Origin of the sequence: Sagittula sp. P11 (assembly GCF_002814095.1) — a bacterium.
Lineage (GTDB): Bacteria > Pseudomonadota > Alphaproteobacteria > Rhodobacterales > Rhodobacteraceae > Sagittula.
The window spans coordinates 3,358,119-3,381,808 of sequence record NZ_CP021913.1 but is presented as its reverse complement, the minus strand read 5'-3'; the positions used below and the strand labels follow the sequence as shown (position 1 = coordinate 3,381,808).

The window sequence follows — 23,690 nt, the reverse complement described above, 5'->3', positions numbered from 1 at the left end:
CCCTTGACGTGGCTGAGGCCGCGCGCGGCGGCGAAGGCCCCCTGTCCGGCCGCCCCGGAGGAGGCGGAGACCGCGCCGCGCTGCTGCAGCCCCTACGTGCAGATCAGGCCGCTCTGTCCCTTGCAGTCCGCCCGGACCGCCTGCGCCTGCACCGTGAAACCTGCGCCTCCGGTCGTGCTGGCGCGGCCGCGGGGACGCACGCCCCTCTCGCGCCACCTGCGCGGATGCTGACGAAAGGACCCCGCCATGACTGTCGAAGAGCTTGAAAAGAAGGTGAAGAGGCTGTCGATGCGCTCCACCGACGCCAAGATGAACCTGCACGACCTCTCTGAAGAACTGCCAACCGACTGGGAGAAGATACCCGGGGTGGCACAGGAAACCTACGAGGTGTTCCGCGAACTGGCCGCCGCCCGCAGGGATCTCAAGGCAGCGAAGCAGGCGGAGGCCGGGGCATGAGCGTCGTGGCCTATACCCGGGGCGGCGCGGCCTACGTGCCGGAGTTCCTGATGTCCATCGACCCGGCCAAGTGCATCGGCTGCGGGCGATGTTTCAAGGTCTGCGGCCGGGACGTGATGACCCTGCACGGCCTGACGGAGGACGGCACCCTCGTCCGACCCGGCACCGACGAATACGACGACGTCGAGGACGAGATCGTGAAGTCGGTGATGCACATGATCGGGCCGGACAACTGCATCGGCTGCGGCGCCTGTGCACGCGTCTGCCCTTCCGACTGCCAGACCCATGCGGCACTGGACTGAACCCTCCACCACGGGCAGGGCCCCGGCGGGCCACCTCGCCGCGGCGATGCCGACCATTTCCGACATGGCCTGCATCCTCGACCGGGCGCTGGCAGAGCGGGAGGCCGGTCTCGGTCCCCTGACCGAGCGGCTGGGGCTGTCGGGGGCCGACCTCGCCGCGCTGCGCGACACCTGGGCGCCCGGCACAGCCCTGCCCGACCTCGACCTGCCTGCCCCCGACCGCCCTGCCGACCAGCAGGCCATCGCGACGCTGATCCTGTGGCGCGCACGGACCACGTCGCCGGAGGTCCGCTGGCTGGCGCAGATCCTCGCGCGGCGCGCGATGGAAGGACGGCATCTCTGGGAAGACCTCGGCCTCGTCTCGCGTGACGCGCTTTCGGAGCTGATCGCGCGGCACCTGCCGGGGCTGAAGGCCGCCAACGCGCAGAACATGCGCTGGAAGAAATTCTTCTACCGGCAGATCTGTTCCGACACCGGGTTCGCGCTGTGCCTCTCGCCCACCTGCGACGACTGCGACGAACGGGCGGACTGCTTTGCCGATTGATGCCGCGGACCTGCTGGCCGGGGCGGAGGCGGCCCGGACAAGGCCGGTGGAGAGCGCCGCCGCCATCGACCGGGCGCTGAAGGCCGCGCCGCACGATCCGGAGGTGCGGCTGGCGGCCTACCGCTTTGCCTTCTACGCCCACGACTACGCGCAGGCCCGCGACCATGCCGGGGTGCTGGTCGCCCACGCCGCCCGGCAACTCAACATCGCCACCGACTGGCGGGCGGTGCGGCCCGGCGACGCCGCGTTCAGCGCGATGGAGTTCGCCCCCGGCCTCTACATGCAGGCGCTGATCGCTCAGGGCTATTGCGCTGCCCGGCTGGGCGCGCTGGACGAGGCGCGCGCGGTGCTGGCGCACACCGCACGGCTCGACCCGACGGACCGTTTCGGCGGGGCGTGGCTGCTGCACCATCTGGAGGCCGCGGGCGGGGACTGACGCGCCCTGCCGGGTCACAGGCACGGCGCCTTCGGTCCCCCGCTCTCCCCCGAAGCGGACAGTGCGAAGAACATGCCAACCGACTGTCGGCTTCCGTCCAATCGGTTTTGTCCGTTCCCGACAATGGCGGGCAAGCCGCTGAAAACCCGGCGAAAGACCGGATGGCACGGTCCTTGCTTTAACAACCGCAGGACCAACCGACAGACCGGACAGGAGAAGGCACAATGATCGAGATCACCGAACCCGCCCGCAGCGCCATCAAGACGGCCATCGACGGCGCTGGCCAGCCCGTCGCCGGGCTGCGCGTCATGGTGCAGGGCGGCGGCTGCGCCGGCATGAAATACGGCATGGCACTGGAGCTGACCGCCCAGCCGGACGACGCCATCGTCACCGCGGGCGAAGTCACCGTGCTGATCGACCCCGAAAGCCAGCCGCACCTGAGCGGCACCACCATCGACTTCGTGGCCGGGCTGGAAGGCTCCGGCTTCGTCTTCGACAACCCCAACGCCTCCAGCTCCTGCGGCTGCGGCAAGTCCTTCTGCTGAGGAGCGCGGCCAATGTGGGATTACTCCGATAAGGTGAAGGACTATTTCTTCAACCCGAGGAACGCGGGCGCGCTGGCCGATGCCAATGCGGTCGGCGAAGTGGGCAGCCTGTCCTGCGGTGACGCCCTGAAGCTGATGCTGAAGGTCAACCCGGAGACCGACGTGATCGAGGACGCCCGCTTCCAGACCTTTGGTTGCGGGTCGGCCATCGCCTCGTCCTCGGCCCTGACCGAGCTCATCATCGGCAAGACCATCGCCGAGGCGAAGACCCTGACCAACCAGGATATCGCCGATTTCCTCGACGGGCTGCCGCCGGAGAAGATGCACTGTTCCGTCATGGGGCAGGAAGCGTTGCAGGCCGCCGTCGCCGCCTACACCGGCGAAGAGGTGGACGGGGACGACCACGAGGAAGGCGCGCTGATCTGCAAGTGCTTCGGCGTCGACGCCGGGATGATCGAACGCGCCATTCGCGGCAACAAACTGACGACGCTGGAAATGGTGACCTTCTACACCAAGGCCGGCGGCGGTTGTAACTCCTGCCGCGAACCGCTCGAGGAGCTGCTGGCCGACGTGAACGCCGCAATGGTCGCCGAAGGCGCCCTTCGTGCGGACGAGGCCCATGTCTTCGGCTCGGCCCCGAAACCCATGAAGAAGAAGGCGCAGGGCTTTGTCATCCCCGACATGGCGCCCGCGCCCATGCCCCCGGCCAAGCCCTCGGCCCCGGTGCAGATCGCGATGCCGGAGGGTGGCCTGGCCGTGGCAGAGAAACCCGCCGCTCCCGCCGCCCCGGCGCCTGCCGCCCTGAGCCCGGCGAAAGAGGCGATCGCTGCCGCCCGCATCATCGAAGAGCTGCGCCCGGTCTTCCGCCGCGACGGCGGCGACGTGGAGCTTGTCGACATGGAAGGCAACCTCGTGCTCGTCCATCTGACCGGCGCCTGTTCCGGCTGCCAGCTGGCCGCCCAGACGCTCGGCGGAATCCAGAAAAAGATCAGCGACGCGCTTGGCCGCCCCGTGCGCGTCATGCCCGTGGCGAAGACGTAAGGAGACGCAAGGATGCCCCCCATCTATCTCGACAACAATGCCACCACCCGCGTCTTTCCCGAGGTGGTCGAGGCCATGCTGCCCTACTTCTCGGAGCAGTTCGGCAATGCATCCTCGATCCATGCCTTCGGGGCGGAAGTCGGCGGCGCGCTCCGGCAGGCCCGGCGGTCGCTGCAGGCCCTGATCGGGGCCGAGTTCGACCACGAGATCATCTTTACCTCCGGCGGCACTGAATCGAACAACACCGCGATCCGGTCTGCCCTTCAGGTGATGCCGGGCCGGAACGAGATCGTCACCTCTGCCGTCGAACACCCCGCCATCCTGTCGCTGTGCGACTGGCTGGAGAAACACGAGGGCGTGGTGGTGCACCGCATTCCGGTCGACGGTCTGGGGCGGCTCGACCTCGACGCCTACCGCGCCGCGCTTTCCGACAAGGTAGCGCTGGTGTCCTTCATGTGGGCCAACAACGAGACGGGTACCATCTTTCCGGTCGACGGTCTCGCGGAGATGGCGCACGAACACGGCGCGCTCTTCCACACCGACGCGGTGCAGGCGGTGGGCAAGGTTCCGATGGACCTCAGGAACACCGAGATCGACATGCTCTCCCTGTCCTCGCACAAGCTGCACGGGCCGAAGGGGCTGGGCGCGCTCTACCTGCGCAAGGGCACCCGCTTTCGCCCGCTGCTGCGCGGCGGCCACCAGGAGCGCGGGCGCCGTGCCGGAACGGAGAACGCCCCGGCGATCATCGGCCTCGGTCGCGCCGCCGGGATGGTCATGTCGACCATGGCAGAGGACATGGCCCGCATGACAACGCTGCGCGACAGGCTGGCCAACGGCCTGATCGGCAGCATCGGCCATTGTTTCCTGACCGGCGACCCGCATGACCGCCTGCCCAACACCGCCACCGTGGCCTTCGAGTACATCGAGGGCGAGGCGATCCTGCTGAAGCTGAACGCCGCCGGGATCGCGGCATCTTCGGGGTCGGCCTGCACCTCCGGATCGCTGGAACCGAGCCACGTCCTGCGCGCCATGAACATCCCCTTCACCGCGGCCCACGGCGCGATCCGTTTCTCCCTATCGAGAGAAACGACCAAAAAAGAGATCGACTACGTGCTGGAGGTCATGCCCGGCATCATCGCCGGCCTGCGCGCCATGTCTCCGTTCTGGTCCGGGGACGGTGCGCAACCGGACGGCTTCCAGCCGGAATACGCCTGAAACCGCCCGATTTCGTGCAGCAAACACCGTCAAGGGGAACCCGCCATGTACCACGCTCCGCTCTGTACGCCGAATGCCGTCGCCCTGTGCGACACCACGCTGCGCGACGGCGAACAGACCGCCGGCGTTGCCTTCTCCTTCCATGAGAAGCGTGCCATCGCCCGGGCGCTGGACGTGGCGGGCGTGGCAGAGGTCGAACTGGGCATTCCCGCCATGGGCTACGACGAGGTCGCAGAGATCCGGGCGCTGGCGCAGGACCTGACCTGCGCGGTGCCGGTCGCCTGGTGCCGGCTGCGGATGACCGACCTCGACATGGCGCTGAAGACCGGCGTACGGCGGGTGCATTTCGCCGTTCCCAGTTCTGACCGCCAGCTCTCCGGCAAACTGCGGCAGGACCGCGACTGGGCGCTCCGCGAAACCGCGGCGCTGGTGTTCTGCGCCACGCAGGCCGGGCTGTCGGTCTCTGTCGGGGCAGAGGACGCCAGCCGCGCCGACCCGACCTTCCTCGCCAAACTGGCGGCGGTGGCAAAGGCCGCGGGCGCGATCCGCTTCCGCATCGCCGATACGCTGGGCATCCTCGATCCCATGGGCGCCTACCGGCTGGTGGCGGAACTGAGCACGCGCATTTCCCTGCCGCTGGAAATCCACGCGCACAACGACTTCGGCATGGCGACGGCCAACACGATGATGGCAGCCCACGCCGGTGCCACGCACCTCTCGGTCACGGTCAACGGGCTGGGCGAGCGGGCGGGAAACGCCGCGCTGGAGGAGGTCGCCGCCGCGCTGGCCGCCAACGACATTCACACCGGGATCGAGCTGCGCGCCCTGGCCGCCCTGTCGCAAACCGTCGCCCGCGCCTCGGGGCGTCCTCTGCCGGCATCGAAGCCGATCACCGGGCCGCTGGCCTTCGCCCACGAGGCAGGCATCCACGTCGACGCGCTGCTGAAGCAGGCCGACACCTACGAGGACGAACGCTGCGCACCGGGCCGTTTCGGGCGCGAGCGGCAGATCGTTCTGGGCAAGCACTCGGGCCTTGCCGGGTTGCGCGCCGCACTGGAGGCGGCGGGCCTGCCCTCGGGCGACGAACTGCTCAGCCGCCTGAAACCCCTGCTCCGTGCCCACGCGACGCGCACCAAGCGCCCGCTCGCGCCCGAGGAACTCGCGCGGCTCGCCACCCGGGCCAGCCGCTCCGCGATGATGGCCGGGGGACAGTCATGACGCGCTTCGCCTTCATCCGCGACGACTTTGCCGCGATCCGCCAGCGCGACCCCGCGGCCCGCGGGCGGCTGGAGACGGCGCTGACCTATCCCGGCCTGCACGCCATGCTGGCCCACCGCGCCGCGCATGCCCTCTGGACGAAACGGCTGAAGACGCCCGCGCGGATCATGTCCTACCTCGCCCGGATGGTCACGGGCATCGACATCCACCCCGGTGCGCGGATCGGTCCCGGCTTCTTCATCGACCACGGCGCAGGTGTCGTCATCGGAGAGACCGCCGAAGTGGGCCGCGACGTGACGCTCTACCACGGGGTGACGCTGGGGGGCGTGTCATGGTCGCCCGGCAAGCGCCATCCGACCCTTGGCGACGAGGTCATGGTCGGGGCGGGTGCCAAGATCCTCGGGCCGGTCACCATAGGTGCAGGCGCCCGGGTCGGCGCGAATTCCGTCGTTGTCGAGGACGTCCCGCCGGAGGCGACGGTCGTCGGCATCCCCGCGCGGATCGTGCAGACCCGCCAGGCCTCGCGCGATCCCTACCGCATCGACCTGAACCATCACCTGATGCCCGACCCGGTCGGGCGCAGCCTCGCGCGGCTGGCCGACCGCGTGGCCTTCCTCGAAGCGCGCCTCGCCGCCCGCGACGCCGCCCTACGCGCCGCGGAAAGCGGCTGCACGCCACCGCCGCAGGACCACCTCCCCCACTGATCCAACCTGACCGCGAAGGAGACACACATGACCGAGACAACCGTCCTGGAGACCATCGACACCCTTTCCTCCGCCGAGGACATCTTCACCTACCTGCTGCTGCCGTTCGATCAGGAGGTGCTGAACGTCTCCCGCCTGCACATCATGCGCCGTTTCGGCAGCTACCTGCGGGACCTGGACCTTGCCGGGCAGGACGAGGATGCGATCTTCCTCGCCGCGCGGGCGGAACTGAAGCGCGCCTACGGCGACTTCGTCGAGAGCACGCCGCTGAAGGAAAAGGTCTTCAAGGTGTTCCGCGACGAGGAAGCCAAGCTGAAGGCGAAGTTCGTGGTCATCGACAGCCTGAAGGTGGCGCAATGATCCGCGCGGCGGCGCTCTGTCTGCTGGCGGGGGCCGCGCAGGCCGACCCGATGCTGCTGGCCGCCGCCTCCACAGGCGCGGCACTGGACGCAGCCATCGAACAGAGCGGCATCGCCGCGCTGACCAGCTACGGCGCCTCCGGCCTGCTGGCGCGGCAGATCGAACAGGGCGCACCGGCGGACCTCTTCGTGTCGGCCAATCCGAAATGGATGGGCCACCTCGTTGAGGCGGGCCTTGTCGAGGGCGACGCCGTGCGTGTGCTGATGTCCAACCGGCTGGTGCTGATCGCCCCGTCCGGTTCGCGGGTCACCCCCGACACCCTGGCCACAGCCCTCGAAGGCGAGGTCTTCGCCATGGCCGATCCGGAAACCGCCCCCGTGGGCGCCTACGGCAAGGCGGCACTTGAAAGCCTCGGCCTCTGGGACGAGGTCGCGCCCGCCTTCGTGCCGATGCGCAACACGCTGGCCACCGTCGCTGCCGTGGCGCAGGGCGAGGCGGCGCTTGGGCTGGTCTATGCCTCGGACGCCGCCGGACAACCCGGCATCGCCGTGGTCTGGCAGATCCCCGAGGACAGCCATCCGCCGATCCGTTACCTCGTGGCCCCGGTCGCGCAGGGCGACGATCCGGAAGGCGCCTCGGCGCTGATGGCCTTCCTCGTGTCGCCTGCCGGGCAGGCCGTGCTGGCCGCGCAGGGCTTTGTCACCCTGCCCGCAACCCTTCCGGCGGAGGGCTCATGACCCTGACGCAGGTGGAAATCGACGCGCTGACCTTGTCGCTGAACGCCTCGGCGCTCGCCGTCCTGTGGTCGCTGCCTCCGGCCATCGCGCTGGGGTGGCTGCTGGGCACGCGGCGCTTCCCCGGCCATGGCCTTGTGAATGCCGTGGTCCACCTGCCGCTCGTCCTGCCGCCGGTGGTGCTGGGCTACATGCTGCTGGTGCTCCTGGGCCGGAACGGTCCGCTCGGCGGTTTCCTTTGGACGCAGTTCGGCCTGCGCATCGCCTTTTCGGAATCGGCGGTGGTGATCGCCTGCGCGGTGGTGGGCTTTCCCCTGATGGTCCGCGCCATCCGGCAGTCCGCCGAGGGCATAGATCCGCGGCTGGGCCGCGCCGCCCGCTCCCTCGGCGCGTCCGAGATCCGGATCTTCGCCACCGTCACGCTGCCGCTGATGGCGCCGGGCATACTGGCCGGTCTGACGCTGGCCTTCGCCCGCGCGGTGGGCGAATTCGGCGCGACGATCACGCTGGCGGGCAACATTCCCGGCCGCACGCAGACCCTGCCGCTCGCCCTGTTCTCCGTCACGCAAAGCCCCGGCGGCGAAGACGCGGCCTTGCGCCTGTGCCTGCTGTCGCTGGCCCTTGCGGGCGCCGCGCTGATGGCATCGGAGGCCGTGTCGCGCCGCCTGTCACCGCAGGGAGAGCCCGCATGATCGAGATCCGCCTCGACCACCGGCAAGGCGATTTCCGCCTCACCCTCGACCTTGCGCTGGAGGCCTCCGGCATCATCGGGCTGATCGGGCGCTCCGGCTCAGGCAAGTCGACGCTGTTCAACTGCCTGGCCGGACACGTCCGCCCGACCCGCGGCTGCATCGCGCTGAAGGGTCGCGCGCTCTATGCCTCGGACCGCGGGGTGAATGTCCCTGCCGCGCAGCGCCGGATCGGCCTCGTTTTTCAGGACGGGTTGCTGTTCCCGCACATGAGCGTCGCCCGCAACCTCGCCTTCGGCGCGCGCAACAGGGGCACCGACTTCTGGCACGAGGTGATCGGGGCGCTGGACCTCGGGCACCTGATGGCCGCCCGCCCCGCCCGCCTGTCCGGTGGAGAACGCCAGCGCGCCGCCATCGCCCGCGCACTGATGGCCGAACCGGAGCTGCTGCTTCTGGACGAACCCGTCTCGGCCCTCGACCCGGGGCTGAAGGCCCGCACGCTCGACCTGATCGCACGCGTGCAGGAGCGCACCCAGATCCCGATGATCCTTATCTCCCACGCACCGGAAGAGGTCGGCCGCCTCTGCGACCGCACGGTGACGCTGAACGGCGGGCGCATCCAGTCGGTCGCCACGCGCAACGCGACACCGGTTTTTCCGGCCCTCGCCCCCGCCGGTGCCATCAGGTGTGCCACATGACGACCCGATCGCCCACGAAACGCGCAGCAACGCCGCTTTCTCTGCCGCCCGGTCCTGCGCGGCCCCCCGTTCAACCGCCCCGGATGTAAGGTGACGAAGATGGAAATGCTTCAGGGACTCAGCCAGCGCCAGACGCAGACCATGAGCGGGCAGATGCTGCATTCGCTGACCATCCTCGGCATGTCGTCCGAGGAACTCTCCGACTACCTCGCGGAACGCGCGCAGGCCAACCCCTGCGTCGCCTATCGCCCGCCGGCCGCCTTCACCCGCGCGCGCTCGGAAGACTTCGACGCCGTGGCGGCCATCGCTTCCGACCGGCCCAGCCTTCTGGCGCATGTCGCAGAGCAGATCGAACTGGCCTTCCCGCAGACCGCCGACCGGCTGATCGCCCTGCGCTTTGCCGAGGCGCTGGAACCCACCGGCTGGCTGGGACAGCCCGTCGACACCATCGCCATGCTGGCCAACGTGCCGGAGGCGCGCGCCCTGCGCATCCTCGACCGGCTGCAGTCATTCGAGCCTGCCGGCCTCTTTGCCCGGAACCTCGCGGAATGCCTGACGCTTCAGGCGCGCGAGGCCGACCTGCTGACATGGGAGGTCGAGACGCTGCTGGCCAACCTCGACCTCGTGGCGAAGAACCGGCTGAAGGAACTGGCCGACCTCTGCGACTGCGAGACATCGGACATCCCCGACATCATGGCGCAGCTCAAGGGGCTGAACCCCAAGCCGGGGCTGGCCTTCGACCACACGCCCGCGCCGGTCCTTCCGCCGGACCTCATCGCCACGAAGGGGCCGGACGGCTGGACGGTGGAACTGAACCGCGCCACGTCTGCCACGATCACCGTGCAGGAGGACCGCCTTGCCGACGGCACCGCCAGCACGGAGGCCCGCGCCGCCCGCCGCCGCGCGCTGGCCGAGGCACGCTCTCTGGCGCAGGCGCTGGAACGCCGCGGCGACACGCTCCTGCGCACCGCGGCCGTGCTGGTGGCGCGGCAGGCGCACTTCCTCGACCGCGGCCCGGCGTATCTCGCGCCCCTGACGCTGGAGGATGTGGCGGCAGAGCTTGGCCTGCACGCCTCCACCATCAGCCGCGCCGTGTCGGGCCGGATGATCCAGACCCCAACACGCGCCCTGCCGCTGCGCGCCTTCTTTGCCCGCGCGGTGGGCAGCAGCCACGACAACGACGGCGTCTCGCGCGACAGCGCGCTGCAGTTCGTCCGGCGCGCGGTGGAACGGGAAGACCCGGAAAACCCGCTGTCGGACGGGGCCATCGTCGACCTTGCCGAACGGTCCGGCCTGCGCATCGCCCGCCGCACGGTGACGAAGTACCGCCTGTCTCTCGGGCTCGGCTCTTCCTACGACCGCCGGAGGCAGGCGCTTGCCCGCAAGCGATGACCGAACGACCCACGGAATCACTCAGGTTCGGAAGGGGCCGGCACCCGTAGGCCGTGCCCGTCCCCCGCTGGCGATCCGCCCGGAAATTGCGCAGTCCTGGCGCAAATTCCGGGCCATCCGGGGGCTCTCCCGGCGAAACGCCACCGCCCGCTCCCGCCAGGACCTCTCGGCATGGTAGAACAGTCAACGGAGGAAAGCGCCGGACCGCAAGAGCGGGCCGGTGAGACGACAAAGACTGCCGACGGGAGGAGCCGAGACGTCCTGACAGAGGGGTCCCAGATGGGCTGCATCATCCAAGACGACAAGACGGCCAAGACAAACGGCGCCGGGGAACGGCGCACCGGGAGGACCACCGCCGGCACAGGCCACGAAACCGGGGGCATGGACCGGCTGGCGCTCGACGCGATCTACGAGATCGCCAAGACCTTCACTGCGGCGCCCGACCCGATCCAGGTCGTGCCCGATATCCTGAACGTGCTCTCGTCCTTTCTCGACCTGCGGCACGGCGTCCTGGCGCTGCTGACGGACCCGGAGACCGACGTGCCGGGCCAGCGGAACCCCTATTCCATCGCCGCCACCGCGTTCTCGCGGGATGCGACCGCACCCGCCTCCGAGGTGCTGCCGGACAGGGTGGCACGGGTGGTGTTCAGCTCCGGCGTGCCGCTGGTGTCCTTCGACCTCGCCGCGGAGTTCGGCGAGGACGCCGTGCCGACCCGCCTGCGCGGAGAAGGCCAGACGCTGATCGCCGTGCCCCTGCGCGACCCGGAACAAAGCCACTTCGTGCTGGGCCTGCTCTGCGCCTTCCGCAGCCACGCGGATGCGCGCGCCGGTCTGTCGGACATCGACGTGCGGGTGCTGACCATGGTCGCCTCGCTGCTGGAACAGGCGCTGCGCTTCCGCCGCCGGATCGCCAAGGACCGCGACCGGGCGCTCTCGGACACCCGCCGCCTGATCCAGTCGCTGCGCGAACAGTCGGGCGAGACGCCGGGGCCGGTCAGCTTCGACGGCATCATCGGCGACAGCCCGGCGATCTCCGACGTGATCCAGCAGGTCAAGCGCGTCGCCCCCAAGCGGACGCCGGTCCTGCTGCGCGGCGAATCCGGCACCGGCAAGGAACTGTTCGCCCGCGCCGTGCACAGCCAGTCGAAACGGCAGAAAGGCCCCTTCGTCCGCGTCAACTGCGCGGCCCTGTCGGAAACCCTGCTGGAATCGGAACTCTTCGGCCACGAGAAAGGCGCCTTCACCGGCGCGGCCCAGCTCAAGAAGGGCCGGTTCGAGCTGGCCGACGGCGGGACGCTGTTCCTCGACGAGATCGGCGAGATCAGCCCGACCTTCCAGACGAAACTGCTGCGGGTGCTCCAGGAAGGCGAGTTCGAACGCGTCGGCGGCACGAAGACCATGAAGGTCGACGTCCGCATCGTCGCCGCCACCAACCGCGATCTCGAAGCGGCGGTGGCCAAGGGCGACTTCCGCGCCGACCTCTACTTCCGCATCTGCGTCGTACCGATCGTGCTGCCCCCGCTGCGCGACCGGCCCAGCGACATCCGGCCGCTCGCGCAGCTGTTCCTCGATCAGTTCAACAAGTCGAACGGCACGAAGGTGCGTTTCGCCGCCGACGCCTTCGACACGATCTGCAAGTGCAAGTTTCCCGGCAATGTCCGCGAACTGGAGAATTGCGTGAACCGTGCCGCCGCCCTGTCGGACGGCGAAATCGTGCTGGGGCAGGAACTTGCATGCCGGCAGGGCACCTGCCTCTCGGCCGATCTGTGGCGTCTTCAGGACGGCGGATCGCCCATCGGCGGCCTCGCCTCGGGCCAGGTCGTCACCCCCGCCATTCGCCGCCCCGCGCCCCCGCCCGCGACCGAACCTGAACCCGCAAGTTTCCCCGAGGACCCGGCGCCCTTCGGACCCAGGAAGACCGCCAACACCGCCCGTGAAGAGCTGATCGCCGCCATGGAAGAAGCCGGCTGGGTCAAGGCCAAGGCCGCCCGCCTCCTCGGCCTGACACCGCGCCAGATCGCCTACGCACTTCAGAAACACGGCATCGAAGTACGCAGGATCTGACTGCTCCCCCTCTGGACGCGATCAAAAGGTGTGCTGCGCACCCGGTATTAGCGCGCTGCGCGCGCCGCCGCCTCCGGCGGGAGTATTTGCAAAGCAAAGAAGCCTCGGACCGTGCCCTGCTTCTTTGCTTCCGAAATACTCCGGGGAGCGCGAGGGGCTGGCCCCTCGCCTGCACGACACCGGGTCGGGCGCTGCGTTCAGGACGGCAACCAGTCCGGATCGGTGTCCGTCTTGAACGGGAAGTAAGGGCGGAAGAAACGGGCGTCGTCGACCGTCGCCGCAACGGAAGGCCTGGTGAGCAGCCGCTTGCGGTAGCTGTGCAAAGCCCGCAGATCCATCGGGATCGGGTGCACCCAATGCGCATAGAACAGCGCCGGGGCCGCGGCGCAATCGGCGATGCCGAAGGCACCTGCGGCCCAGTCCCGGCCCGTCATCCATCCGTCCAGCCAGCGATAGGCCTGGGTCATCTTCTCCCGTACCTCCGCCACGCCAAACGCATCTCGACAGGTTTCGGGGCGCAGTTCGTTCAGCACGATGCGCCCCACCGGTGCGTTCAGGTAGTCGTCGAAGACGGCATCCATCTGCCGCGCTTCGATGGCCGCGTCCCAGTCCTTTGGCACCATGGGGGCGGCCTTGCCAAGCCCGTCGAGATATTCGACGATCGCGGCGCTTTCGATCACCACATGGCCGTCGTGATCCAGCACAGGGAACTGGCCGGTGGGCGCGGCGGTCCGGCAGAAGGCCTGGTGCTCCGGCAGCGTGGGATCGACGGTGCGCGCCTCCCAGTCCAGCCCTCTTTCGCGCAGAGCGATGTAGACCTTCCAGCAATGAGACGAGAACGGGTGGCCGTAGATCGCGATCATGACAGGCGCTCCCGGCCGAAGGTGCTCTCGATGGCACCGTCCTGCAAGCTGGCCCTGTGCTTGCGGTCCGCGGCTCTGCCCTCCCCGTCAGGGCAGACAACCTGTCCGGTGCAGGCGACGTGCGTCGCCCCGGGTGTCACCGAATGCTGCGCCCCTTCGACCCGCATGTCGTAGGCGCAGACCGGCCGCCTGCCGGGTTCGAGCACGCAATGGCACGCGGCAGGGCGCGACTGCCTGCCCAAGGGGAAGCGCCCTTCCGGCGCCTCCTCGCCGCCGGGGCGCAAGTCCATGCGGCCGTCCGCCAGCCCCCTGCCCGCGGGTCCGGTGAACCGGCGCGCCTTCCGGTCAGGGCCCGGCCATGCGGCAAATACCCGGGCTGCCGGTGCCTTCCATCGCCGCCGGATCGGGAACGTCCCGTGGTCGGGCGCCTTACGCATTGCCATCCTCCTCAAGCATCGCGCCCAGCGCATCGAACCGCTCCTCCCAGAGCATCCGTCGCGCCCGCAGCCAGCCTTCGACCTGCGCCACGGCCTTGCGCGAGATCCGGCACTGGCGCACCCGGCCGACCTTCTCCGTCTCCACCAGTCCCGACGCCTCCAGCACCTGGATGTGCTGGTGGATCGCCGACAGCGTCGCGTCGAAGGGGTGCGCCAGGGCGCTGACCGACTGCGGCCCCCGCGCAAGGCGGTCGAGGATCGCCCGCCGCGTTCCGTCGGACAGCGCGTGAAAGGCGCGGTCCAGATCCTTCGAATACTCAACCATGCGCTGAAGTTTCGGACCAAAGCCGACAATAGTCAAGTCATCGCTTGAGTATCGGCTTTCAGCAGAAGCCCCGGTTGTCCCCTATACGACAATCCCCTGCGCGGCACCGCTTGGCATCGATCTTGCTGAACCCTCTCCGACGGACCGAACCATCAGGAAGGAAGCGCCATGAACGCGAACGTGATTTCCCTCGACGGGCTTGCCATCGGCTCGAAGGATGCCCTGACGAAGGCCATGGAGTCGGACGGCTGTTCGTCCTCCTCCTGCGGGTCTTCCGACGCGCCCGAGGACATGGACCCGGCCACCTGGGAAAAGGTGAAGGACCACCCCTGCTACTCGGAAGAGGCGCACCATTACTTCGCCCGGATGCACGTCGCCGTCGCCCCCGCCTGCAACATCCAGTGCAACTACTGCAACCGCAAGTACGACTGTGCCAACGAAAGCCGCCCCGGCGTGGTCTCGGAACGGCTGACGCCGGAGGCCGCCGCCCGCAAGGTCATCGCGGTCGCGAACGAGATCCCGCAGCTTTCGGTGCTGGGCATCGCCGGGCCGGGCGATTCCGCCTACGACTGGCGAAAGACGCGAGAGACCTTCCAGCGTGTCCACGCGCAGCTTCCCGACATCAAGCTCTGCCTGTCGACCAACGGCCTCGCCCTGCCCGACCACGTCGACGACCTCCTGGACATGAACATCGACCACGTCACGCTGACCATCAACATGATCGACCCGGAGGTGGGGACGAAGATCTATCCGTGGATCTTCTGGCAGCACAAGCGCCGCACCGGCCTGGAGGCCAGCCAGATCCTGCACGAGCGCCAGATGCAGTCGCTCGACATGCTGCACGAACGCGGCATTCTGGTGAAGGTGAACTCGGTGATGATCCCCGGCATCAACGACGCGCACCTGCTCGAGGTCAACCGGGAGGTGAAGAAGCGCGGCGCCTTCCTGCACAACATCATGCCGCTGATCTCGGCGCCGGAACACGGCACGGCCTTCGGGTTGAACGGTCAGCGCGGGCCCACCGCGCAGGAGCTGAAGAAGCTTCAGGACGCCTGTGCCGGTGGTGCCAACCTGATGAAGCATTGCCGCCAGTGCCGCGCCGATGCGGTGGGCCTTCTGGGCGAGGATCGGGGGCAGGAATTCACCATGGACCTCGTGCCGGACGCGGTCACCTACGACCCGACGAAGCGCGAGGCCTACCGTGCCTGGGTGGCGGAGGAGCGCGGCGAACGCCGGGTCGCCGCAGAGGAGGCGAAGGCCGAAACGCAGGCCGCCGTCGCCGCGGACGCGGGGGCCATGCTGATCGCCGTGGCCACCAAGGGCGGCGGGCGCATCAACCAGCATTTCGGCCATGCCACCGAGTTCCAGATCTTCGAGGTCGATGCGGACGGCGTCCGTTTCGTCACCCACCGCCGTTGCGACAACTACTGCGTCGGCGGCTACGGCGAGGAGGAGAAGCTGGAACTGGTCATCAAGACGCTGGAGGGCATCGACACGATCCTCTGCGCCAAGATCGGCGACTGCCCGCGCGAGGACCTCGCCGCGGCCGGAATCGTGGCGATCCAGGATTTCGCCTACGAGTACATCGAAACCGCGGTGTCGGCGGTCTACCGCGCCAGATGCGGCCTGCCTGCGCTGGAGGCCGAGACCGCCTGACGTCACGAGGACCGCCGCGTCGCGCCCGCGCGCCGGCATGCAGGGTGGGGCTTTGCACCACCCTCCGCCCCGACAGCCACGAGGAACCCCCATGGCCCTGACCATCGTCCAATCCAACTGCACCGTCTGCGGCGCCTGCGAGTTCGAATGTCCGAACGCCGCGATCTCCTTCAGCGACGACACCTACGTGATCGACCCCGCGCTCTGTACCGAGTGCAAGGGCAGTTTCGACACCCCGCAGTGCGCCGAAATCTGCCCGGTGCCCGAAACCTGCATCCCGGCCTGACCGGTGCCCGAAGGACCTGCCCCCGTGGACTGGCAGGGCGCGCCGCTCGACTGTGCGTCCTGCCGTTTCAACGCGCGCCTCGACCCGGGGCGCTGCGGCCTGGGCTGGTCCTGTGCGCACGACCGCTACGCCAAGCGGATCGAGCGCTTCTTCCTTCTGAACCGCGATCTCGCGGACGAATGCCTGACCCACCCCTATTTCGAGACGCGGGCCAATGCCGCGCGGGCGGCTTCCGTCTTTCGCCTGCCGCGGCTGCTGGACGACGAGGATGCGGGCGTGCGCGGCATCGCCATCCTGCGCCTGCCCCCCTCCCACGCGGAGCGCGCGCTTGGCGATGGCGACCGCCGGGTGCGCATCGCCGTGGCCCACCGGCTGCCGCAGGAACGGCTCTCCGCGATGACACATGACGCCGACAGCTACGTGCGCACCATCGTCGCGCGCCGGGCCGAACCGGGGCTGCTGCCGATGATGATCGCCGATCCCGACCCGGAAATTCGCCGGATCGTCGCCCGGCGCGTGATCGACCCGATGCTCGACCGCTTCCGCACCGATCCCGACCCACTTGTCCGGCGCGAGGCCGCCCTGCGCCGTCCCGCGCTCTTCATTGCCGACGAGGACCTGCGCGTGCGTCACGTGGTGGCCGAGAACGGCGGCCGGGCAGAGGCGGAGTTCCTCACCGGCGACCCCGACGATTTCATCCGTGAGACCGCCCGCGCCCGTCTCGCCCAGCTCCAGGAGGAAGCCTGATGTCCACCGACGACCGCGAGATCGAGGTCTACCGCGATCCGGCCTTCATGCCCGGCGACCGGGTCATCTCGAAGAAGAACGTCCGGAACGACGGCACCATGGCCGGCAAGGAGATCGGCGAAACCGTCGTGAAGAAGGGCGACGTGGGCTATGTCCGCGACATCGGCGTCTTCCTCCAGCAATTCTACATCTACGCCGTCGATTTCGTCGACCGCGCCAGCATCGTCGGCATGCGCGAGCGCGAGCTGACCCCCGACGGCCAGCAAATCCGCCGCACCGAAGACCCGTCGGCGCTGCAGTCCCACATCGTCACCCGCCCATCGGCCCGAACGCGCGAGGAGCCCGCCGAATGAAAGTCATGATCCGCGAAACCCCCAAGGGGATGGAAGCCTACGTCCCCAAGAAGGACCTCGAGGAAATGATCGTCGAGACAGAGGTCCCCGGCCTCTGGGGCGGCTGGGCGCGGCTCGCGAACGGCTGGGTTTTCGCCATGCCCGCCTTCGACGAGCCCCCCGCCCTGCCGATCACCGTCGACGCCCGCCGCCTGACCGCCGGAGAGGACTGAGCCATGACCCCGCACGACCAACTCGAACAGGCGATGAACGAAGTCGCCTCGGGCCGGCGCATCGCCTACCTCGGTCCCGAGGTCGCCGCACTGTCCGACACCGCCGCACCGACGACGCCGCAGGCGCTCTCGGCGCTGCTGGAAAGGCAGGTGCGGGCGCCCCGCCGCGCCGCCGGCAATCTCTGGGCCGTGGCGCAGTACATCGAAAGCCGCAAGTTCCGCGCCACGCTCAACAAGCTGGTGGAGGATGCCTTCGACACGCCCGCCGCCGGGTCCAACCCGGTGCACGACTGGCTGGCCCGCGTCGGCCCGCCGATGATCGTCGACACCTGGTACGACGACGGTTTGCTGCGCGCCTTCGCGGGCAAGCCGCACGGACTGGTGCAGGGCGTCAGCCGCAACGGCGAATGGATCGACATCTTCACCCGCGCCTACGATGCGGATGGCAACCAGGTGCCTGAGGCCAGCCCGGAGTGGGAGACGCTGATCTACAAACCGCACGGCATGGCGCGGAAGGGATTGTCCTTCCTGATGTCGGACAGCGACTACGTGGAGGTGCTGACGGAGATCGACATCCAGCGCCCGATTCCCGAGGACGTCACCCGCCGCCGCACCGGCCGGCCCTTCCTCTTCCTCGGCTGCCGGTTCGACGACCAGATGCTCCGCACCTTCGCCCGGCAGATCGCCAAGCGGTCCGCCCCCGGGCATGTCATGGTCATCCACGGGCCGCTCACCCGGATGGAGGAGAAATTCGTGAAGGAAATGAACGCGCTGCACATCGACCTGCCATTGGAAGCCGTGGCAGAGGCGCTGACCGTTCCCGAAGGCTAGACGCGCAGACCTCCCCGGGCGGCCGGTGCCGGCACCGCGTCCCCGGGGGGCGGTTCCCGCGCGGCTGCCTGCAACGCGCATCGCCCCGATGCCTCGGCCCAACAGACGCGAAAGGCCCTCTGCCATCACCGGCGAAGGGCCTTTTCGCTTTGCGTCCTGAAGGAGATGGTACCACCTCCCCGGCTCGAACGGGGGACCTCCTGATCCACAATCAGGCGCTCTAACCAACTGAGCTAAGGCGGCACTGGCAGGCGATTTACAAACTGCGCCCTTGGAATGCAAGCGCTAATCCCGGAAATTTTTTCCCCGCGGCGTGCTCAGGTCTATCTCCCAGGCCTGTTCCACCACGGGCACGCCGAAGCTGATTTTCGGCTCCGACCGGAGCAGCCGCCACCCGGTTGCTGCATAAAGCGCGCAAGCCGCGCGGTGGCTTTCATGCGTCCAGAGCACCATTCTAGCATACCCCGCCTGCCGCGCAAAGGCGAGGTTCTCGGCCAGCAGCCGCCGCCCCAGCCCCTTGCCGCGCGCCTCCGGCATCAGGAGGAACAGCCGCAGCTTTGCCGCATCGGGATCGTCGGAGCGGGCGCAGAAGATGCTGCCCAGCCGGGCGCCATCCTCCCAAGCGATGAAGGCCCGTTCCCGCGCCGGATCACGATGTGCGATGAAATCGTCAAGCACCTGCCGCACCAGCACCGGGAAGCTGTCGTCGAACCCCTCGTCCCGCTTATAGAGACGCCCGTGCTGGGTCACCAGCCAGTCCGCGTCGCCCTCGCCCAGATCGCGCAATTCCACCGTCATCGTCCCATCCTCCTGCGCTTGCATCAAAGCGCGGCGGTGGCTAACTGACAAGATCACCGCGAGGGACAGCCATGAGCATCAACGACGAAAGCGAAATCGAGGCCAACCTGCAGATCGGCCCGACCGACCTGGGCATGGTCCGGATGTACATCTTTGCCGGGGACCTGGAGATCCCGATGGACTTCGACCCCGAAGAGGCCGAGGACATCGCCGAGGAACTGCGCGCCGCCGCGGCGACCGCGCGCGGCATGAAACCGAAGAAAAAGAAGCGCTGAACGCGGCGGCGCCGACCGCCGTCGCAACGGAACGCGCCGCGCCCTCAGCCCCAGCCGTCCAGCACCGCACCCGGGTCGCGCAGGCCCTGCAGGCGCCGGGCGGCATGGAAGGCGAACTTCTGCATCAGCACCTTGCGCCGCGCGCCCGGCAGCTTCGATTCCGGGGACATGCGCAGGATCTCCGCATCGTAGCCGTCGGCGACGATCAGGCCGGTGCCCTCGGGCAGCAGGTCGGTGGGAAAATCCTGGTCCACGGCCCAGAAATAGCGATCGCACCAGTCGAGGTAGCCCTGCCACTTGGCGTCGCACATGAAGTCAGCGCGCGAGGACTTGCATTCGACCACCCAAAGCTCTCCCTTCGGGCCAAGCGCCATCACGTCGACCCGCAGGCCGCGCTCGGGCACGAATTCCTCCACCGTGGCAAAGCCGTGTGTCGCGAGGTGGCGGCACACGCCCCGGGCCAGAAGCTGCCCCGGCATCAGGCCGGAATCCAACAGGGTGTCACGCAATTCCATGCTGAAAACATATGAACAATACGTGAACAAATGCAACCCCCACGGCGAGAGGCGTTGCAAATTGCCGCCCAGGGGTCATGTTTTACGGGCCGGCCGGTTTTGGCCGACGCGCACGGAGACCGCATGAGCCAGAGCCCACGACAGGACACCGTCCCCCTCAGCCGGGAGGCCGCGCGCGGTGTGCGCAACGCCCGCGACCTCGAAGGTCACATCACGTGGCTCGACACCTTCTCCGGCACGGCGCTCGGCGTGCTGTCGGTGGCCTCGGGCATCTACACCTACCTCGGGGTGAGTTCCCTGCTGGACGAGAACGGCGCCATGTCGGTCTTTGCCGCCATCGCCTATTCGACCGCCGTCTCGGTCGGCATCTTCGTCTTCTGGTCCTACATGCTGCGGCTTTTCCCGGCCGTCACCACGACGCGCGCCCGCACCGGCCTTCTGGCCGCGATGGGCATGGGCAGCCTCGCCATCGTCGCCATGTCGTCCTGGCTGAACGCCGCCGCGCTGGCCGGGTCGGCGGCGGTGGAGCAGCACCTCGCCAAGACCGTGCAGGACTACCAGACGGCGTTGGAGCGCGCCCACGAGATCGCCCTCACAGGGCAGGCGCTGGAACGCGACGTCGCCCGCGTGCGGCAGTCGTTCGAGGACCTCTCGGAGCAGGAGGCGCAGGGCTCGCTCTCCGGCCTCGCAGGCCGCGGCGCGGTCTTCCGCGTACTTCGCCAGAAGTCGGCAGAGCTCTCGGCGCTGGAAACCCAGATCGCCGAACAGACCCCGCTGGTCGAAAGCGCCTTTACCGAGGGCAACACCATCCTGTCGCGGATGCGCGCCCTGACGGTGGAGCCGGGCAGCGTGGAGGCCCGCTCCATCGAGTTCTCGGAGGCCGCAGTGCGCCTTCAGGGCCTGATCACCCAGTTGCGGCAACTGTCGGTCGCGCAGCTCGTGGAACGGGCGGCGCAGGACCTCGCCGCCTCCGTGGTGCTGCCGGAGCTCGACAGCTCCACCGCCGCCGGGCGGGCCGACCAGTCGGCCACAATCTCCTCGGTACTGGAGGTGCTGGGCAGCCGCGCCGCGACGCTGGAACGGGCGGCACAGAACGTGCAGGCGCTGGAAAGTCCGACCGACGTGACCTACACGCCGATCTCCGCCGCCGACGCGGTGATCCTCTACGCCCGCAACTTCGTGCCGTCCTGGGCCGGGGCCATCGCCATCGACCTCCTGCCCATGGTGCTGGTCTTCATCCTCGCCATCACCCAAGGCGCGATCCGCCACGGGCGCGACGGCACGGGGATCGAGGACACGCTGACGCTGGCCGAGCTGCGCGCCGCCGTCACCGCCCTGCGCGACGTGGAGCAGCTCTCGGCCCCGCCCCCGGCCACGACCGCCGCCCCCACCGTCCTGACGCCGGACCCCGCCCAGAAACCGCAGGAGCCGCCGCGCGAGGCCGCCGAATGAACGCCGGTGAGACGATGGGCGGGCAGACGTCACGCGCACGCACGGCGGGCCGCGCGGTGCAACGCCGCGTGAAGGCGCCGGTCCCGGGACACCTGCGCTTGCAGTGCGCCATCCCTATGCCCGATCCGCGGGGCCTGCAGACATGAGCACCGGCCGCACCGCCCGGCCCGTCGCCCGCACCCTGGCCGCCGTTCTGATCTTCCAGGTCGGCATCGGCATCCTGCTGGTGCTGGGCGACATCCGCAGCGCGCCCTTCTCGCTGCCCTTCTCCTCGCCCCAGGCGCCGCGCCTGTCCGAACCCGTGCGCCCCGGCGACCAGCGCCGCACCTACGATCCGGCGCGCGACCGCCCCACCGTGCAGCCCAGCCGCGACGCCGGCGAACTGCCCGACCGGCTGACGCTGACCTACGAGGACGCCACCTGGCGGCTCGAAGGCACGATCGAGGACGGCGACGCACAGCGCCTCATGCCGCAGATCACCGAGGCCGACCCGAAGATCGAGACCCTCGTCCTGCAATCGCCCGGAGGATCGGTGCGCGACGCCCTCGACCTCGGGCGCCACCTGCGCGCCGCCGGGATCGCCACAAGCGTGCTCTCGGGCGAGATCTGCTATTCCGCCTGCCCCTACCTCTTCGCGGGCGGCGCGACCCGCACGGCGGAACCCTCCGCCTCCATCGGCGTGCACCAGCATTACTTCGGCGAAAGCACCATCCTGCCTGCCTTCGTCGCGGTCGAGGACATCCAGCGCGGCCAGGCCGAGGTCATGACCTACCTCGACGACATGGGCCTCGACGTGCGGGTCATGAGCCACGCGCTGGCCACCCCCGCGGACGAGATCTACATCCTGCTGCCCGAGGAACTGGAACGCTACGGCTTCATCACGCCTGACAGCTGATCTGGCGCACGCAATTCGCGATACCAAAAGGTATTTCATTTTGCGAAACCAAATGGTATTCCTTTGGACACGCACCGTCCAAAGGAGGCGCCATGACCGCTTTGCTCCAACCCGCCTTCCGCGCCCTCGCGGACCCGACCCGACGCGACATCCTGCACCGCCTCGGCACCCGGGAAATGACCATCGCCGAAATCACCGAACACTGCGACATGACCCGCGCGGCCGTGAAGAAGCACCTCGTGGTGCTGGAGGAAGGCAACCTCATCACCATGCGCCGTCAGGGGCGCGAAACCCTGTCCAGCCTCAACGCACCGGGCCTGAAGCCCGTCACCGACTGGCTCGCCCACTTCGACGCCTTCTGGGACGACAAGCTGTCCGCCCTCTCCAGAACCCTTTCCGAAAAGGACAACACATGACGCTAACCATCCGCAAATCCGTGATGCTCTCCGCCAGCAAGGACACCGTCTGGGACCACCTGACCCGGGCCGAGCTGCTGGGCAAGTGGTTCAACCCCGCCCGCGCCGACCTGAGCGAAGGCCAGCCCTATGAGCTCTACAACGCCGCCAACGACAACACCCTGTGCTGGGGCACGGTGGAGAAGCTCTCGCCCAAGGATCACATGCGCTGGTCCTTCACCGTCTCGCCGCTCAACGGCACGATGACCACGGTCACCTGGGACCTTGAAACCGTGCCGGGGGGCACGCAGCTGTCGCTGGTGCACTCGGGCCTGCCCGAAGGCGCCGAAGACTTCGCCGTGGTGCTCGGATTCGACAAGGGCTGGCACGAGTTCATGGGCCGCCTTCACGAAATCGACAAGATGGGCTTGCCGACGCCCTGTCACGAGCTTACCTGAGGCACTGGCGGGTTCTGCCCCTCTCGTGAACGGGTACATTCCGGTGGCCTTAAGCAAATCCGAGGGAGCTGGCTCTGACGTAGCCGTGGCTTCGTTACCTGGCGCCCACCTGTATATACAGGTCCTCGGGAATGCGTCACCCACACGGTCGTGGTGGTTCCCGCCGCTCATCGGGCCGGCCGCAAATTCTTCGGCGAAGAATTTGCGGCGGCACCCGGTGCTTCCCGTACAGCCAGAACGACAAAGGCGCAGGCCTCTCCGCCCGCGCCCTCAAAATTTTCGGCGAAAATTTTGCGCCCTGCCCCGCGCGCGGCACCTCAGCGGCGACGGAAGGTCCCGCCCTGCGCGCGCGCCTCCCCGGCGGGCACCCGCAGCACCGCAGGCTCCCGCACAAGCCGTGGCTGGCGCTTGCCGCCGGCCGGCGTGTCGTCCTCGCCCATGCGCATGACCGAGATCGCGAACTGCACGCCCGCGAAGACGATGCCGTTGGCGAAGAACAGCATGGCGACCGCGATCCAGCCCACCGGCGAGGTGCTGACCAGATGCCAGAGGTTCGCCACGTTGGCCCAGAGCAGGAGCCCCACGAAGACCGCCGACAGCCCGAAGCCCGCCAGCACCTGCAGGATGTAGAGTCGGATCAGTTTCGGCATGGCGCCCTCCATCACATTCGAGATACAAGATACATCATGCGCGGGCCGAAACAAGAGCGCACAGCGCCGCAGCCGCCCGGAGTGGCACGGGGCCGCGCGGAGCCGGGCCGAGGCAGCGTTAACCCTTTGCGACGCAACGTCACG

Annotated in this window: 31 protein-coding genes, 1 tRNA gene and 1 pseudogene; 26 read left to right on the top strand and 7 right to left on the bottom strand. The window is 68.7% G+C overall.

Going from position 1 to position 23,690, the window contains the following annotated elements; all coding sequences use genetic code 11:
- Positions 1 to 246 precede the first annotated feature (246 nt).
- From CDO87_RS16460 to nifA, 15 genes are all read left to right on the top strand, one after another.
- A complete protein-coding gene (locus CDO87_RS16460; protein WP_100929781.1) occupies positions 247 to 456 on the top strand; it encodes a CCE_0567 family metalloprotein in 210 nt (69 codons plus the stop codon).
- Positions 453 to 758, top strand: coding sequence for a ferredoxin III, nif-specific (fdxB, locus tag CDO87_RS16455; protein ID WP_100929780.1), 306 nt, complete (start codon positions 453 to 455; stop codon positions 756 to 758). Before CDO87_RS16460 ends, fdxB begins: the two co-directional genes overlap by 4 nt.
- On the top strand, positions 742 to 1,302 hold the full coding sequence (locus CDO87_RS16450) for a nitrogen fixation protein NifQ (protein WP_100929779.1): 561 nt from the start codon (positions 742 to 744) through the stop codon (positions 1,300 to 1,302). Before fdxB ends, CDO87_RS16450 begins: the two co-directional genes overlap by 17 nt.
- The gene (locus CDO87_RS16445) at positions 1,292 to 1,738 is read left to right on the top strand and encodes a hypothetical protein (RefSeq protein WP_100929778.1); all 447 of its coding nucleotides are present in this window, start codon (positions 1,292 to 1,294) and stop codon (positions 1,736 to 1,738) included. Before CDO87_RS16450 ends, CDO87_RS16445 begins: the two co-directional genes overlap by 11 nt.
- Before the next feature lie 224 nt (positions 1,739 to 1,962).
- Positions 1,963 to 2,283, top strand: a complete 321-nt coding sequence (locus CDO87_RS16440; protein ID WP_100929777.1) for an iron-sulfur cluster assembly accessory protein — start codon at positions 1,963 to 1,965, stop codon at positions 2,281 to 2,283.
- 12 nt (positions 2,284 to 2,295) lie between these two features.
- Positions 2,296 to 3,324, top strand: coding sequence for a Fe-S cluster assembly protein NifU (gene nifU, locus CDO87_RS16435; protein WP_100929776.1), 1,029 nt, complete (start codon positions 2,296 to 2,298; stop codon positions 3,322 to 3,324).
- Between the two features lie 12 nt (positions 3,325 to 3,336).
- A complete protein-coding gene (gene nifS / locus CDO87_RS16430; RefSeq protein WP_100929775.1) occupies positions 3,337 to 4,539 on the top strand; it encodes a cysteine desulfurase NifS in 1,203 nt (400 codons plus the stop codon).
- Positions 4,540 to 4,584: 45 nt separating this feature from the next.
- Positions 4,585 to 5,757, top strand: coding sequence for a homocitrate synthase (gene nifV / locus CDO87_RS16425; protein ID WP_100929774.1), 1,173 nt, complete (start codon positions 4,585 to 4,587; stop codon positions 5,755 to 5,757).
- Positions 5,754 to 6,461: a serine O-acetyltransferase gene (gene cysE, locus CDO87_RS16420; protein WP_100929773.1), complete on the top strand. Its 708-nt coding sequence runs from the start codon at positions 5,754 to 5,756 to the stop codon at positions 6,459 to 6,461. Before nifV ends, cysE begins: the two co-directional genes overlap by 4 nt.
- A gap of 27 nt (positions 6,462 to 6,488) precedes the next feature.
- A complete protein-coding gene (gene nifW / locus CDO87_RS16415; RefSeq protein WP_100929772.1) occupies positions 6,489 to 6,821 on the top strand; it encodes a nitrogenase stabilizing/protective protein NifW in 333 nt (110 codons plus the stop codon).
- A complete protein-coding gene (modA, locus tag CDO87_RS16410; RefSeq protein ID WP_100929771.1) occupies positions 6,818 to 7,558 on the top strand; it encodes a molybdate ABC transporter substrate-binding protein in 741 nt (246 codons plus the stop codon). Before nifW ends, modA begins: the two co-directional genes overlap by 4 nt.
- Positions 7,555 to 8,247, top strand: coding sequence for a molybdate ABC transporter permease subunit (modB, locus tag CDO87_RS16405; protein WP_100929770.1), 693 nt, complete (start codon positions 7,555 to 7,557; stop codon positions 8,245 to 8,247). Before modA ends, modB begins: the two co-directional genes overlap by 4 nt.
- On the top strand, positions 8,244 to 8,942 hold the full coding sequence (locus CDO87_RS16400) for an ATP-binding cassette domain-containing protein (protein WP_100929769.1): 699 nt from the start codon (positions 8,244 to 8,246) through the stop codon (positions 8,940 to 8,942). Before modB ends, CDO87_RS16400 begins: the two co-directional genes overlap by 4 nt.
- A 105-nt stretch (positions 8,943 to 9,047) precedes the next feature.
- Positions 9,048 to 10,334 (top strand): RNA polymerase factor sigma-54, encoded by a 1,287-nt coding sequence (rpoN, locus tag CDO87_RS16395; RefSeq protein ID WP_254698176.1) that lies wholly within the window; start codon positions 9,048 to 9,050, stop codon positions 10,332 to 10,334.
- 279 nt (positions 10,335 to 10,613) lie between these two features.
- Positions 10,614 to 12,398: a nif-specific transcriptional activator NifA gene (gene nifA / locus CDO87_RS16390; RefSeq protein ID WP_254698175.1), complete on the top strand. Its 1,785-nt coding sequence runs from the start codon at positions 10,614 to 10,616 to the stop codon at positions 12,396 to 12,398.
- 197 nt (positions 12,399 to 12,595) lie between these two features.
- Here nifA and CDO87_RS16385 read toward each other — a convergent pair whose 3' ends face one another.
- The 3 genes from CDO87_RS16385 to CDO87_RS16375 all read right to left on the bottom strand — a co-directional run bounded on the left by CDO87_RS16385 (position 12,596) and on the right by CDO87_RS16375 (position 14,023).
- Positions 12,596 to 13,261: a glutathione S-transferase family protein gene (locus CDO87_RS16385; RefSeq protein ID WP_100929767.1), complete on the bottom strand. Its 666-nt coding sequence runs from the start codon at positions 13,259 to 13,261 to the stop codon at positions 12,596 to 12,598.
- Positions 13,258 to 13,551 (bottom strand): hypothetical protein, encoded by a 294-nt coding sequence (locus tag CDO87_RS16380; RefSeq protein WP_157815021.1) that lies wholly within the window; start codon positions 13,549 to 13,551, stop codon positions 13,258 to 13,260. Before CDO87_RS16380 ends, CDO87_RS16385 begins: the two co-directional genes overlap by 4 nt.
- Before the next feature lie 139 nt (positions 13,552 to 13,690).
- Positions 13,691 to 14,023: a helix-turn-helix transcriptional regulator gene (locus CDO87_RS16375; protein WP_100929765.1), complete on the bottom strand. Its 333-nt coding sequence runs from the start codon at positions 14,021 to 14,023 to the stop codon at positions 13,691 to 13,693.
- A gap of 168 nt (positions 14,024 to 14,191) precedes the next feature.
- Here CDO87_RS16375 and nifB point away from each other — a divergent pair, with 168 nt between their 5' ends.
- The 6 genes and pseudogenes from nifB to CDO87_RS16345 all read left to right on the top strand — a co-directional run bounded on the left by nifB (position 14,192) and on the right by CDO87_RS16345 (position 18,108).
- The gene (gene nifB / locus CDO87_RS16370) at positions 14,192 to 15,679 is read left to right on the top strand and encodes a nitrogenase cofactor biosynthesis protein NifB (RefSeq protein WP_100929764.1); all 1,488 of its coding nucleotides are present in this window, start codon (positions 14,192 to 14,194) and stop codon (positions 15,677 to 15,679) included.
- 91 nt (positions 15,680 to 15,770) lie between these two features.
- Positions 15,771 to 15,959 (top strand): annotated as a pseudogene (locus CDO87_RS16365) (4Fe-4S binding protein); the annotation flags it as partial.
- A 30-nt stretch (positions 15,960 to 15,989) separates the two neighbouring features.
- Complete coding sequence (locus CDO87_RS16360; protein ID WP_254698173.1) at positions 15,990 to 16,712, top strand: 4Fe4S-binding leucine-rich repeat protein; 723 nt, start codon at positions 15,990 to 15,992, stop codon at positions 16,710 to 16,712.
- Entirely contained in the window at positions 16,712 to 17,065 is a 354-nt protein-coding gene (locus CDO87_RS16355) for a nitrogen fixation protein NifZ (RefSeq protein WP_100929761.1), read from the top strand. Before CDO87_RS16360 ends, CDO87_RS16355 begins: the two co-directional genes overlap by 1 nt.
- Positions 17,062 to 17,277, top strand: a complete 216-nt coding sequence (gene nifT, locus CDO87_RS16350; protein WP_100929760.1) for a putative nitrogen fixation protein NifT — start codon at positions 17,062 to 17,064, stop codon at positions 17,275 to 17,277. Before CDO87_RS16355 ends, nifT begins: the two co-directional genes overlap by 4 nt.
- A gap of 3 nt (positions 17,278 to 17,280) precedes the next feature.
- A complete protein-coding gene (locus CDO87_RS16345) occupies positions 17,281 to 18,108 on the top strand; it encodes an SIR2 family protein (RefSeq protein ID WP_100929759.1) in 828 nt (275 codons plus the stop codon).
- A gap of 166 nt (positions 18,109 to 18,274) precedes the next feature.
- On the opposite strand, the gene CDO87_RS16340 is transcribed toward CDO87_RS16345, so the two are convergent.
- Positions 18,275 to 18,351 (bottom strand) — tRNA-His (locus tag CDO87_RS16340).
- Between the two features lie 42 nt (positions 18,352 to 18,393).
- Positions 18,394 to 18,906, bottom strand: coding sequence for a GNAT family N-acetyltransferase (locus CDO87_RS16335; protein ID WP_254698171.1), 513 nt, complete (start codon positions 18,904 to 18,906; stop codon positions 18,394 to 18,396).
- Positions 18,907 to 18,977: 71 nt separating this feature from the next.
- Here CDO87_RS16335 and CDO87_RS16330 point away from each other — a divergent pair, with 71 nt between their 5' ends.
- Positions 18,978 to 19,181, top strand: a complete 204-nt coding sequence (locus tag CDO87_RS16330; RefSeq protein ID WP_100929757.1) for a DUF6324 family protein — start codon at positions 18,978 to 18,980, stop codon at positions 19,179 to 19,181.
- A 44-nt stretch (positions 19,182 to 19,225) separates the two neighbouring features.
- Here CDO87_RS16330 and CDO87_RS16325 read toward each other — a convergent pair whose 3' ends face one another.
- Positions 19,226 to 19,696: an MmcB family DNA repair protein gene (locus tag CDO87_RS16325; protein WP_254698168.1), complete on the bottom strand. Its 471-nt coding sequence runs from the start codon at positions 19,694 to 19,696 to the stop codon at positions 19,226 to 19,228.
- A 123-nt stretch (positions 19,697 to 19,819) separates the two neighbouring features.
- Between CDO87_RS16325 and CDO87_RS16320 the strand changes: the two genes are divergently transcribed.
- The 4 genes from CDO87_RS16320 (at position 19,820) to CDO87_RS16305 (ending at position 22,896) form a co-directional block, all read left to right on the top strand.
- Entirely contained in the window at positions 19,820 to 21,148 is a 1,329-nt protein-coding gene (locus CDO87_RS16320; protein ID WP_100929756.1) for a hypothetical protein, read from the top strand.
- 142 nt (positions 21,149 to 21,290) lie between these two features.
- On the top strand, positions 21,291 to 22,043 hold the full coding sequence (locus CDO87_RS16315) for a hypothetical protein (RefSeq protein ID WP_100929755.1): 753 nt from the start codon (positions 21,291 to 21,293) through the stop codon (positions 22,041 to 22,043).
- A 92-nt stretch (positions 22,044 to 22,135) separates the two neighbouring features.
- A complete protein-coding gene (locus CDO87_RS16310; RefSeq protein WP_100929754.1) occupies positions 22,136 to 22,459 on the top strand; it encodes a helix-turn-helix transcriptional regulator in 324 nt (107 codons plus the stop codon).
- The gene (locus tag CDO87_RS16305) at positions 22,456 to 22,896 is read left to right on the top strand and encodes an SRPBCC domain-containing protein (protein ID WP_100929753.1); all 441 of its coding nucleotides are present in this window, start codon (positions 22,456 to 22,458) and stop codon (positions 22,894 to 22,896) included. Before CDO87_RS16310 ends, CDO87_RS16305 begins: the two co-directional genes overlap by 4 nt.
- A gap of 317 nt (positions 22,897 to 23,213) precedes the next feature.
- On the opposite strand, the gene CDO87_RS16300 is transcribed toward CDO87_RS16305, so the two are convergent.
- Positions 23,214 to 23,546, bottom strand: coding sequence for a hypothetical protein (locus CDO87_RS16300; RefSeq protein ID WP_100931001.1), 333 nt, complete (start codon positions 23,544 to 23,546; stop codon positions 23,214 to 23,216).
- Positions 23,547 to 23,690 lie beyond the last annotated feature (144 nt).